Here is a 12908-nt window from a genome sequence, read left to right as displayed (position 1 = left end):
GGCTCGTCATCCATGGATGAAAACCTCAAAATCAGAAAAAAGGGGCGTCATCCGTGGATGAAAGCCTCAAAATCAGAAAAACAGCGTTTCATCCGCGGATGAAAGCGAAAAAATGAGAAAAAAGGGGCGTCATCCGTGGATGAAAGCGAAAAAATGAAGCAAACTGCGTTTCATCCACGGATGATTAAAGGGAAAAAGGGTGAAAGGATAGCTGGGGAGCTGCCTTTCGCCCTTTTGCTGTGGTGAGAGTAGGCGTTGGTTGGTGATTTTATTCGATCGTCTGTAAGGTTTGAAAAAAAATTGCGTACTTTTGCATTCAATTATTCAAGAACGTATCAATTCAGGAGAAATAAATGATGATGACAGCGAATGAAATACGCGACTCATACAAGAAATTCTTTGAGTCGAAAGGTCATACGATCGTGCCCTCTGCGCCGATGGTTATTAAAGATGATCCCACACTGATGTTTACCAATGCGGGAATGAATCAGTGGAAAGACATCATTCTGGGCAACAAACAGCCCGAACCGCGCCGCCGCACTGACTCGCAAAAATGTCTTCGCGTGAGCGGTAAGCATAACGACCTCGAAGAAGTGGGGCACGACACCTACCATCACACGATGTTTGAGATGCTCGGTAACTGGAGTTTCGGCGACTATTTCAAAGAAGGCGCCATCGATTATGCGTGGGAATATCTGGTAGATGTGTTGCATCTCGACCCAGCCGATTTGTATGTGACAGTGTTTGAGGGTGCTTCCGACGAAGGACTCGGTCGTGATTCGGAGGCTGCTTCCTATTGGGCCAAGCATGTTCCGGCCGACCATATCATCGACGGCAACAAGCACGACAACTTCTGGGAGATGGGAGATACAGGGCCGTGTGGCCCTTGTTCGGAGATACATCTTGATTCGCGCACACCCGAAGAGAAAGCAAAGACACCGGGACGAACGCTTGTCAACAAGGACGATCCGCAGGTAATCGAGATCTGGAACATTGTGTTTATGCAGTATAACCGCAAAGCCGACGGGTCGTTGGAGCCGCTTCCGATGCATGTTATTGATACGGGTATGGGCTTCGAACGTCTTGTTCGTGCCCTGCAAGGTAAGCACTCTAACTACGATACGGATATATTCCAACCCATTATCAAAGAGATTTGTCGGCTCACCGGCCACGAATACGGCAAAGACGAAGCTACGGACGTGGCGATGCGCGTGGTTGCCGACCATCTCAGAGCAGTGGCTTTCTCCATCGCCGACGGCCAATTGCCGGGCAATGCAAAGGCCGGTTACGTCATTCGGCGCATTCTTCGGCGGGCCGTTCGCTATGCTTACACGTTCTTGGGACAGAAAGAAGCCTTCATGTATAAGCTCCTCCCGGTGCTCATTCATGAGATGGGCGAGGCTTACCCTGAGCTTCCTGCACAGCGAGAACTCATCGGACGCGTGATGAAAGAGGAAGAAGACTCGTTTCTCCGCACGTTAGAGAAAGGTATTTCGCTGCTCTCCGATGCGATTGATGAACTCAAATCGGCCGGCAAAACACAGCTCGACGGGATACAAGCATTCCGACTTTTTGATACGTATGGTTTCCCCTTAGATCTCACCCAACTGATTTGCCGCGAGCATGGAATCACTGTTGATGAGGCGCAATTTGATGAGGAGATGCAGAAACAGAAATCTCGCGCACGCAATGCAGCACAGGTTGAGAACAGTGATTGGATAGAAGTGCACAGCGGCGAACAGCAGTTCGTGGGCTATGATTACACTGAATATGAGTGCAGAATACTGCGTTATCGCAAGGTTACACAAAAGAAGAATTCGTTTTTCGAACTTGTTCTCGACTTCACTCCATTCTATGGAGAGATGGGCGGACAAGTGGGCGACCAGGGAGTACTGGTCAATGAGAACGAGACTGTCAACGTTCTCGACACCAAACGAGAGAATAACCAAAGCATACACATCGTTAAAGAACTGCCCAAAGACCCCGAAGCGCCGTTTATGGCGTGTGTAGACACCGAGAAACGAGAGGCCAGTGCGGCCAATCACACAGCCACTCACCTGCTCGATTACGCGCTGAAACAAGTCTTGGGAGACCACGTTGAGCAGAAGGGTTCGTATGTCTCGCCCGACACATTGCGGTTTGACTTCTCGCATTTTCAAAAGGTCAGCGATGCAGAAATCCGTCAAGTGGAACGCTTGGTCAATGAAATGATTCGCCAAGACTTCCCTCTCGACGAGCACAGAGACACGCCGATGGAGGAAGCTAAACAAATGGGCGCCGTGGCATTGTTCGGTGAAAAGTACGGCGATAAGGTGCGCGTGGTACGCTTCGGACCGTCTTGCGAGTTCTGCGGAGGCATCCACGCCAAGAGCACCGGTCGTATCGGACTGTTCAAAATCATCAGTGAAAGCTCCGTGGCAGCAGGTATTCGTCGCTTCGAAGCTATCACCGGAAAGGCTTGCGAAGAGTCTGTCTATGTCTTGGAAGATACGATCAAGGATCTCAAAGCTCTCTTCAACAATGCCAAAGATTTACGTAGCGTCGTAGAGAAATACATCAATGAGCACGACGCCATGCGTAAAGAGATTGATAAATTTCAAGCGCAGGCCGTCGAACGAACTAAGAACATGCTTATCGAGCGTGCTGAAACAATCAACGGAACAACTGTCGTTAAAGCCGTATTGCCGCTTGAAGCCAATGCGGCTAAGGACCTTGTGTTCAAGATCCGGGAATCGATTCCAACGCATTTGCTGTGTGTTATCGGTTCAACCGCTAACGAAAAACCCCTGCTGAGTGTGATGTTGAGCGACGATTTGGTGAAGGATCACGGTCTGAATGCAGGTCAGATGGTGCGCGAAGCAGCCCGACTCATCCAAGGAGGAGGCGGTGGTCAGCCACATTATGCATCTGCTGGTGGCAAAAATCTTGATGGTTTGACGGCCGCAGTGGATCGAGTTGTCGAATTGGCAAAGCTTTGATACGAGCCTGGAATTAAGAATTTGAAGAATAAAGGAGTTAAGCCGAATGTAAAACGAATGGCTTAACTCCTTTTCTTTTTCAGCGTTTGAATATTCAATCAACTACTATCTGTCGCATCGAGGGCAGCATCTCGTCGAACAAGTTACGACTGACACGCCGTCCGCGAAGGTTCGGACAACCGGATAAGTAGCAAAGTGAGCATCCGAAGAGATATACCACGCAAAATGATTTACTGTAAATAATTGCTTCAATTGTGCGTTGATACGAGCCGCATAACCACGATTCACCACCGAAAAATAGCACTCACCGCTTCGCATTTCCAATGCCAACACTAAATAATCAGTTGTTTTTTGAGATACAACAGCGCATCCAGCCTTATTCATTCGGGCACTGACGGAGATTTCCCAACCGTACTTTCGATTGAGTGCATCCATCATTCCACGAAACACAATGCCGTGAGGCGAAGAATCTTTCACCCCTGTGTAAGCGATGGAATAATGTATCATCTCGTGTAAAAGCGTGTTTTGGAATTGCCGTTCGGTCTGTTCATAATAGATACTCAGGCGTATCGCGTAGTCAGAAAAAGTTGTTTTCCCACAGCGAATATGTCTCTTACAGGCCATTGTTCCCAATTGGGTACGCGATCGCGAGAGTGCTAACTTCGGACGAGGAAGCCCTTCGCCGAAATAATCTCGATTGAATCGGTCGAACCAAAAGGTAAGCCAAGCTGCGTCGATAGTCATAAAGCAAAACTTCTCTCAACCTCTTCCAAAAGGAGGAGAAGCGCCCAAACACCAGTTTTGAGGCCTGTATTCAATGGCAGCATCTGCCAGATTCTCCAAAGAGAATAAGCTGTTCCGAGGATTGGTAATAGCAAAAAGAACATCATTCCTAATTTCATCGCTGCAAAGGTAATGCAAAAAATGCTAACGAGAAGTGTAATATAATCGGATTGTTATATTCAAATTATAGGAAAACGATCTGTCAATCATAGTTCAAGCAAGATCTAACCACGTTGCAACTGAGCGTTAACCGCATTGCAACTAACAGTTGACTGACGTGCGATTAACCGTTAGTCGGCATGCAAGTACTATCGTGTTGAACAAAAAGTACTATCGTGTTGAGCAAAAAGTACTATCGTGTTGAATAACAACTAAACATGAATCGCTGGACGATTAACTGTTAGTCGTAAGACATGGAAATACAAAGTGCATGTCAGCATCAGCTATTCTTCTTATAACTAAGCACCGCCCAAATATCAATTAAGACAGCAAATGCGGTGAGAACAACCAATTGCAGAGCAATGCTTTCTGCTTCGCCACCTCGCACAAAGACCGTGCGCATGGCGTCAACAAAATAGCGAAGCGGATTGACGAGCGTAAGATGTTGCGCCCAATCGGGCATGCTCGCAATGGGAGTGAAGAGTCCGCTGAGCAGCATCAAGCACACTAAGATAAACCACATCACCAACATGGCTTGTTGCATGGCATCGCTATAATTGGAGACTATCAGTCCCAAGCCGCTGAAAATAAATGCCAACAGGATGATCAAGACATAAATCAACCCCACGTTTCCATGCGGCGTAATACCGTAGATGCCCCAGGATAGCAACAGACAGACAGTTGCTACAAACAGTGCTATGAGCCAATAAGGGATGAGTTTAGCCAAGATGAATGTGCTTTTCCTCACCGGTGTGACATTGATTTGCTCAATGGTGCCTTGCTCTTTTTCGCCAACGATGTTGAGCGCAGGAATAAATCCACACAGCATAATAGCCAAAAGAGCCAATAATGCGGGGATCATGAAGACCTTATAATCCTTGTGCGGGTTGAAAAGCGACAGTGTGGAAACAGGCGAATGAGGCTCCGTGTGCATGGCAGAGGCTCGTTGTTGATAAACAATACTCGACAGATAGCCCGATCCGATACCGCCTTTGGTGCCGTTGACTGCATTGGCAGCGATGAAGACTTGCGGTTGTCGCCCGTTGACAAGATCTCGTTCATAATGCGGAGGAATAACAGTCACAAGATCGATGTTGCTCTTTTCGATTTCATGCAATGCCTCGTCATAAGTTCCTTGCATACCTTTAAACTTGAAATAAGGCGATGCCGCGACTCTTTTTGTCAGTTGCTCGGACAGCGTGGAATGGTCGTTATCCACAATTCCGATCGTGATATTCTTCACTTCCAGCGTGGTGACCCAGGGTACCACACACATAATGATGACGGGAAACAGCACGATCAACCGCGGCAAAAACGGGTTGTGACGCATCTGGATAAACTCTTTCTCGATGAGATATTTCAATATCATTGCAGTCGGATTTTAAATTTTGTCAGGGCGATAGTCATGATCACCATGGTCATTGCAAACAGAATGAACAGTTCTTGACGGATAAACGCAAAGTCGACACCCATAATCATCAGTTTGCGAACAGCCGAAATATACCACCGAGCAGGTACAATGGCCGACAGATATTGCAAAATTTCGGGCATACTTTCTATGGGATAGATCATTCCCGACAGCATGAGATTGGGCAAAAGAAACACCATTCCCGAGATGAGAAGGGCTGCCAGCTGCGTTTCGGCAATGATACTGATGAGCAATCCCAGAGCCAACGCCAGTAGTATATATAACAAGGACAGCCCCATAAGCGTGAAAAGACTGCCTGCCAAAGGCACAGCCAAAACAAATTTGGCTAAGAGCAGGATGCAGATCAAGATAAAGACAGAGAGAATCAGATAAGGAATGGCCTTGGCAATGATGATCACCAATGGGCGAACGGGCGATGCCAAGAGCACTTCCATGGTGCCTCGCTCTTTCTCGCGGACGATACTCACCGAAGTCATCATGGCACAAATGATCATCAGAAGCAATCCCATGATACCGGGAACAAAATTGTATGCGCTCTTCATCTGCGGATTATAGAGCAAGCGGATATTGACAGGCGGCACGCTTCTTGTTATTGTCGGCGGCGCGAGTGCATCCGAAATGATTTGCTGCGCATATGAGTTTTGCATCTCAGCCGTGTTGGGATCCGTGTAATCGGCAATAAGTTGGATGCCGGCCGCAGCATCATAACGATGGTTGGCAAAGTCGGGCGTGAAGACGACAGCCATATCCGCTTGGCGAGCAACAATGAGTCGGCGAGCTTCTTTGGGCGTAGTCACATGGTGGGTCACGGTGAAATATTCCGACGCATTGAGTCGATCGATAATCTGTTGGGTGCGATGATCCATTGAAGACGTCACGACTGCGAGTTTCACATTTCGCAAATCTGTGCGGATGGCGAAGCCAAACAGCAGCATCATGACCACAGGCATGCCGAAAAGTATCAGCATTGTACGTCGGTCGCGAGTGATATGGCGAACCTCTTTGAGGATGAAAGAGAATGCAGGTTGCATGGCGTTGTTGTGTTTGTTATGTCTGATGTGTTTGCAATTGACGATCTCTTGCCTTGCGATTAACGGTTGAATGCACGCCGATTAACAGCTTTTCGCCGCTCGTTTAACGGCTTTTTACGAATCGAGTAATATCAAGATTATGGAGCAATGACTTACAACCGTGTTGCCTGTCGGGCCAACTTTGTGAACACTTGATCCATGTCGGCACAGCCGTAAGTCTGTTTTAGGGTTTCGGGTGAATCCATGGCGCGGATCTTTCCATCAACCATGATCGAGATTCTATCGCAATATTCGGCTTCGTCCATATAGTGTGTGGTGACGAAAACAGTGATTCCGCGGGCGGCAGCAGCATAGATCAGTTCCCAGAATTGTCTGTGCGTAGCCGGATCCACACCGCCGGTTGGCTCGTCGAGAAACACCACTTCGGGTTCGTGAAAGATGCTGACAGAGAACGACAACTTCTGTTTCCAACCCAGCGGAAGCGCTTTAACCAGCGTGTTGCGATGCACTGTGAAATTCAATTGGGTCAGCATCTCATCGGTTTTGCGGGCAATATCGCGATCATTCAATCCATAGATACCACCGAAAAGACGAATGTTCTGCGCCACAGTCATATCTTCATAGAGGGAGAATTTCTGACTCATATAGCCGATGTGGCGCTTGACCTGCTCGTATTCTGTGGCAATATCGAAACCCGCAACAGTGCCCCACCCTTCCGACGGCTGACTAAGTCCGGTGAGCATACGCATTGCTGTGGTCTTGCCTGCACCGTTGGCGCCGAGGAATCCGAATATCTCGCCGCGATGAACAGTGAAAGAAATGTCGTCGACAGCACGAAAATCGCCGAATGATTTTACCAAATGCTCCACGCGAATCACATCGTCTGGTTGTGTTGTCAGCTTGTTTTCAACCACCGTTTCATCTCGATGCAGTGCCTCGGGATTAAACACTTCGGCAAAGTGCGACAATATTCCGTCGGGCGTGTCGATGGCTTTCACCCGACCGTTATTGAGAAAAGCCACGCGCTCACAACATCTGATTTCGTCGAGATAAGGCGTGGCCGCAACAATCGTAATGCCTCGTGCTTTGAGCGAAACGAGCATTTCCCATAACTCTTTGCGCGAAACGGGGTCGACACCCGTGGTGGGTTCGTCGAGAAAAAGCACCGAGGGCTGATGGATTAAAGCGCACGAGAGAGCCAGCTTCTGCTTCATTCCGCCCGAAAGCGCACCTGCCTTGCGATGGCGAAAAGGCTCGATCTGCGAATAAATGGCCTTGATGCCGTCATAGCCTTGCGCAATGGTCGTGCCGAAAAGATCTGCAAAAAATTGCAGATTCTCCTCTACCGTGAGATCCTGATACAGCGAGAAGCGACCCGGCATATAGCCGATACGACTGCGAATGGCGCGCATGCCTGTCACGATGTCGTGCCCGTCGACCTTCACCCAACCTTGATCAGGCAGCAAAAGCGTAGCCATGATTCGGAAAAGAGTGGTCTTTCCAGCACCATCCGGCCCGATCAAGCCGAATACTTCGCCACGGTTCACTTCGAACGACACATCTTCCAAGGCCTTCACCGAGCCATACCTTTTAGATATATTGCATACTTCGATTGCGTGCATAAGTCGTCAGAGTTTCACTTCTCCATACATACCGATTTTGATATAGCCGTCATTGGCCACGGCGATCTTCACGGCATAGACCAAGTCGGCACGCTCATCATCGGTGAGAATCGTCTTAGGCGTAAACTCGGCGCAGGCTGCAATCCATGTCACCGTGCCTTTGTAAGTCTTCCGTTGCTCATTGCCGTAGTCGGCCATGACCGTCACCTGCTGCCCCACTTTCACCTTTTCCAATTGGGCCGACGTGACATAGGCGCGCAGAAACATGTTTTTGAGATCGGCAACTTTGAACAACGGCTTGCCAATCACTGCAAATTCGCCCGACTCCACATACTTTTCAAGCACTGTCCCCGCAATCGGCGAGACGATATGACACTTAGAAAGCCGATTCAGCACCTGATATTTCTGAATGTCGGTGGCACTGATTTGCGAGTTCAAAGTCTGTGTGCTATTGCCCAAAGCCGACTTTTGCGCAGCCAATTGGCGCTTCAACACCTGTACGGCCGACGTGGCATCATCGAGCAATTTACGATTAGCCGCGCCGTCTTTCACCAGTCCCTGGAAACGCGATTGCTCTTGTTCGGCTTTCAACAGTTGCTGCCTCGTAGCAGCGATTTGCGTCTGAATGTCGGGGCGTTGATGGGCAATCGAACTCATCGTTGCACCCAATTGTCGGGCCGCCAACGCCAATTGCACAGTGTCGATGAGGCCCACCTGTGCGCCGGCCGCAATGTTTTCACCCTCGCAAACATCGAAGCGGAGCAACTTGCCACTCTCTTCTGCCGACACGGTGACCGTTGTGGCTTCGAAGACTCCTGTGGCATCATAATCCTGTTTGCCCGAAGTGCAAGCCGTCAAAACGGCAATCAACACAATTGTCAAGATCTTGCTATGTTTCATCATTCGTGATTATAAATGTGTTTCAGTTTATATATTTCCTCCAAGAGCTGTATCTCGTGGATGTCTTTCTGTTGTTGCGCCTCGTTCACGGCATTCACATCACGCAACATCTCGTTGATGGTTTCGGTGCCGTTTTGCACGCGGCGCATCGACTTTTCGCGTATGCGTTCGCGCAAAGCGATGATACGGGTGTCTTGCGCAATCATTTCCCGCAAATTTTGAATGGTTCCGTTGACGCTCGCCGACTGCAAACCGAGATTGAAAAGAAATGTTTCGCGATCGATATCCACCTGCTGTTGTTGCACAGACAACTTGCGCAGGTCATTCCGCCGCGTGTAAAACGGCGCGATGTCCCAACTCAATGTGAGGCCTGCTGCAAACAGTTGATTCTTCATCAAATGCATCATTCGACTGTGATAAGCGGCCAAACCGAATGCAGCCAATTTCGGGCGAAACTGCGTGTGAAGTGATTGGCGCTGCGCATCGATCAATCGTTGTCGGGCCGCAAACGCCGTCAGCTCGGGGCGTTGCACGATCATGACAGTCGGCTCCGTCGTTTCCGTGGGGCGCTCCAATACGGTTGTGTCGCTCAATTCACGACCAATAAACAGCCCCAACATCGTGAGATAAGCGCGGCGCGAGGCTCGGAGACCACTCTCCCGTTGCTCGGCTTTCACCTGTTCCACAGCCACGGCGTCGATATCCGATTGATTGGCGACACCTCCTTTCAGCATCCCGTCTACCGTCTTGCGACCCAATGCGAGATCGTCTTGCAACAATTTGCTGCGCCGAATCTGTGCATCAAGCATCAGCACACCGAAAAACAACTGCTCCACACGTGCCCGAATGTCATACAGCGTCACGTCCGCAGCGCTGCTTTCGGCCTCTGCCCTCGCTCTGACAACACGCTTCCCGGCCGCAATCCCACCGCCGTCGTATATCAATTGATTCACCTGCACGTCGGCCGCCAACAATCGGTTTTTCATCTCCCCGCCCGCAATCGCCTGCAAAGTAGGAGGCAATCGCAGAAGATCCGTAAACGCATCGGCCGACGCCCCCACCTTGATGCGCGGCCAATACCCTTTGGAAGCATTGCTCACATCATAATCTCGGCTCTGCGCAATCAGCCCATATTGCTTGATTGTCGGATAATTATCGTGTGCCATTTGATAGCAATCGGTCAGCGAAAGTTGTGCAAACATTCTCACCGCAACCATCGACACGATCATGAAAACGAGTTCTCTTTTCATTCTCTCACTTTTAAATAACCGCTACAAAGATAACACATCTTTGCCAAATTATCCCTACCCCAAACCACCCAACACAAAAAAGGGTGAAAAGCATGTCTCAACATCTTTTCACCCTTCCCGGTTAATTCACTCTTTCACCTTTAAATAGCCTTTTCCCTTTAAATCACCTTTTCACGGTTTGGGAGTCTTCGCCTTCTTCTGCCTGGCCTTATTGATCACGCTCACTTCGGCCGCACGAGCAGCCTGGCGCATCTTAGCCTTGGGCGTATAGATGATTTTGGGCGTTTTCAGTGTCTCGGCTGTCACATCTTCCTCCTTGTCCATCATCTTCGAGGGGAAGTAGACGCGCAGCGAACCCAGGTCGCCCATGTCGATGCTGAATCCCATCTTCACACCGCGGCACACGATGCGGGCCAGCGTAATGAGTGCATTCATCACATCACCGCGCGAGAGCGACGTCTCGTCTACAATCATGTCGCACAGCATCTCGAGCGTCAGGCGATTCCCGTTCTTGGCCACGGCATAATACACCGTCTGCCCTTTTTTCGAGCCGACCGTCTGCTTCTTCGATCTCACTTCAAATTCAATCATGATTTTGTCTCCTTTTGATTAATTGATTAAACATGTAATTACCTATTATATAACGATTTGAATAGTCTGCTCAAAAGGTATAGTACACTCTTCATTAAAGATGTATAACACCCTTGATCAAAGGTGTTAAACACCTTTCTGCAAGGGTGTACTACACCTTTCTGGACAAGTGTTTAACACCTATATCACATCCTGTTTTATAGACCGAGCGGCCGATACTTCCCGTCACTGTCGTCGGCTTTCCACATCCGCATGCCGGCGCAGCGATAGTAGTAGTTCACGCGCACGCGGCTACTGTCGAAGTACAGGTAACACGCTTTATTCGTCGTCCCCGGCTCAGGCGTACTCACCCAGTAGAAACCGGCGAAGCCAACACTCCCAAACGGATCGTTGTACCAGCCAAGCGCGGGAAGATAGAAGTAATCGCTTAAGTTGCTGGGCTTGCCTGTGGAGATCGGGGAGTTGTCATAAAAGGCGATACTGGTACTTCTGGCGTAATCGATGCCGTTAGGAGCGTGGTTGGTGCTGTAACTGGAGATTTTACTTTTCTTTTTAAACCACATACCACCCTTGTAGAGATGGTTCATAGTAGCCCATAGCTCTGTGTCCCAATGGGGATCACCTTTCATGCAATACCAAATACATTCGTTTATGTTGGGGAGAGCCTGAAAGTGGGATGTGGTGGGAAGTACGGCGGGAGCGACGCCGGTGGGATCGTGGTAACCCTGCACGTCGTTAAAATCACGAGGAGTGTGAGCAGAAGTATTCATTGTGCTTTGTGGAGCATCGGCTTTATTGCGCTGTCCATTAACGGTGGGCTGAGTTGGATTTGTTCCGTCCCATTCGTAACTGGCCCAATAATGTTGCTGGGCATCCCATTGGTAATAGGGGTTGCCGGGGTAGATGGTGACTTGCAAGTCTGTTTTTACCTTTTTATTCTTGCCGGCAGTGAATTTTACGCTGGCGTAAGTCTTGGTGATGGTACCGGTGACATGGGTTACTGGGTCGTGGAGTGTGTATTCGATGCTGACGTTGCTATACGCGCCGGGATTGACAACCATCGTGACGCCGTTGGTGGCATAAGTTTCGGTGCTGGGGATGGAGAAGTTGTTTACTGCTAGCTCTACACTATTTGAAGTGCTGGCGGGATTACTCAAAGTTCCATCGTCGGCGAGATCAAACGTACCGGCGAGAGCGTCGGATGTATTGCCCGTGAAGACGCGGATCTTCTGAATCACGGCATTGGGACCCCATGATTGTGTCGTGTAAGGCATAAAGGTGATGTAAGCTGCTTTATGGTCGAGGGTGAAATGATATTTATCTCCTCCTATGGGCTTGGTAGCTGTGGCTACACCAAAGTCGCCATCCTCACCGATATGGCTCGCGTCGTTGGGGATGTTTTGCGATTGCGCGGCCTTAATGGTTACCTTGTTGCTTGCTCCATTCTTGCCGGTGTAGCGCACGGGATAACTGGTGTTTGTGAAGGTGCCGGCAAACCAAAACTTGGCTGTTGCTGCTCGCTGCACGGCAGAGGAGTTGGCGGGATTATTTTCGAGCTTTGCGTTGATGTTGTTCTTGCTGTCTTGTGTCAGCGTGCCGCCGTTGTTGACCCATAGGCGGTCGTTTTGGGTCCAATAGAAATTCAAACCGGAGCCGTCGTATTCGCCCGTGGTGCGGGTTGTATTGTCTTCTTCTACGAAGCTGGTGAGGCCTTCGGTGCCAGGCTCCTGTTCGTTCGGTTTATTCGTTGTGTCGTCGCTTGCGCAGCCGGCAAAGGATAATAGGCCGGCGAGGGCGAGCAATGATAAAATGTTTGTCTTCATCTTGTCTGTTCTTTTTTAATTTTTATACTCTCTTGTTTGTTAAATACCCCATTGTTGTGGAGCCTCTTCTTCTTCGTCCTCGTCGAACCAACCTTGCTTGGCGCTCAGATCGTCGCCGTCGTCGCCGGCCTTGTTGTGTCCGCCGCTGTTGGGAAACGAGGTGTCCATTAATTCACTGTGAGGCTCCAAACGGATGGCCTCCATTGCGGGCTTCGCGTAAGCCCATCTCTCTAATTGATTTCTGTTCATAATCGCTATGTTTTGAGTGAATAATTCGTGAAGTTTTGCCCCTTGCCGTTGGCAAAAGGACATGAAAAGGGGAACAAAGGGAACTCTGTTGAG

Annotated in this window: 10 protein-coding genes; 1 reads left to right on the top strand and 9 read right to left on the bottom strand. The window is 49.4% G+C overall.

Annotated elements, in window-relative coordinates:
• Nucleotides 1-356: 356 nt before the first annotated feature.
• Nucleotides 357-2978, top strand: coding sequence for an alanine--tRNA ligase (alaS, locus tag JCM12259_RS11180; RefSeq protein WP_025066526.1), 2622 nt, complete (start codon nt 357-359; stop codon nt 2976-2978).
• Nucleotides 2979-3083: 105 nt separating this feature from the next.
• Here alaS and JCM12259_RS15235 read toward each other — a convergent pair whose 3' ends face one another.
• The 9 genes from JCM12259_RS15235 to JCM12259_RS11130 all read right to left on the bottom strand — a co-directional run bounded on the left by JCM12259_RS15235 (nt 3084) and on the right by JCM12259_RS11130 (nt 12815).
• Complete coding sequence (locus JCM12259_RS15235; protein ID WP_234396604.1) at nt 3084-3722, bottom strand: SprT-like domain-containing protein; 639 nt, start codon at nt 3720-3722, stop codon at nt 3084-3086.
• A 478-nt stretch (nt 3723-4200) separates the two neighbouring features.
• A complete protein-coding gene (locus JCM12259_RS11165; RefSeq protein ID WP_025066525.1) occupies nt 4201-5289 on the bottom strand; it encodes an ABC transporter permease in 1089 nt (362 codons plus the stop codon).
• Nucleotides 5286-6380 (bottom strand): ABC transporter permease, encoded by a 1095-nt coding sequence (locus JCM12259_RS11160; protein WP_025066524.1) that lies wholly within the window; start codon nt 6378-6380, stop codon nt 5286-5288. The genes JCM12259_RS11165 and JCM12259_RS11160 overlap by 4 nt, the downstream gene beginning before the upstream one ends.
• 152 nt (nt 6381-6532) lie before the next feature.
• Nucleotides 6533-8002: an ATP-binding cassette domain-containing protein gene (locus tag JCM12259_RS11155; RefSeq protein WP_025066523.1), complete on the bottom strand. Its 1470-nt coding sequence runs from the start codon at nt 8000-8002 to the stop codon at nt 6533-6535.
• Nucleotides 8003-8008: 6 nt separating this feature from the next.
• Nucleotides 8009-8902 carry an HlyD family secretion protein gene (locus JCM12259_RS11150; protein WP_025066522.1) on the bottom strand — a complete coding sequence of 298 codons (894 nt, stop codon included), beginning with the start codon at nt 8900-8902 and terminating at the stop codon, nt 8009-8011.
• Nucleotides 8902-10152: a TolC family protein gene (locus tag JCM12259_RS11145; RefSeq protein ID WP_025066521.1), complete on the bottom strand. Its 1251-nt coding sequence runs from the start codon at nt 10150-10152 to the stop codon at nt 8902-8904. Before JCM12259_RS11145 ends, JCM12259_RS11150 begins: the two co-directional genes overlap by 1 nt.
• 171 nt (nt 10153-10323) lie before the next feature.
• Nucleotides 10324-10743, bottom strand: coding sequence for an HU family DNA-binding protein (locus JCM12259_RS11140; RefSeq protein WP_025066520.1), 420 nt, complete (start codon nt 10741-10743; stop codon nt 10324-10326).
• Nucleotides 10744-10940: 197 nt separating this feature from the next.
• A complete protein-coding gene (locus tag JCM12259_RS11135; protein ID WP_025066519.1) occupies nt 10941-12566 on the bottom strand; it encodes a hypothetical protein in 1626 nt (541 codons plus the stop codon).
• A gap of 39 nt (nt 12567-12605) precedes the next feature.
• The gene (locus tag JCM12259_RS11130; protein WP_025066518.1) at nt 12606-12815 is read right to left on the bottom strand and encodes a hypothetical protein; all 210 of its coding nucleotides are present in this window, start codon (nt 12813-12815) and stop codon (nt 12606-12608) included.
• Between the last annotated feature and the right edge of the window lie 93 nt (nt 12816-12908).

Origin of the sequence: Hoylesella enoeca JCM 12259 (genome assembly GCF_000613405.1) — a bacterium.
In the GTDB taxonomy this organism is placed as follows: Bacteria; Bacteroidota; Bacteroidia; order Bacteroidales; family Bacteroidaceae; genus Prevotella; species Prevotella enoeca.
This window is presented reverse-complemented; position numbering and strand designations above follow the sequence as displayed.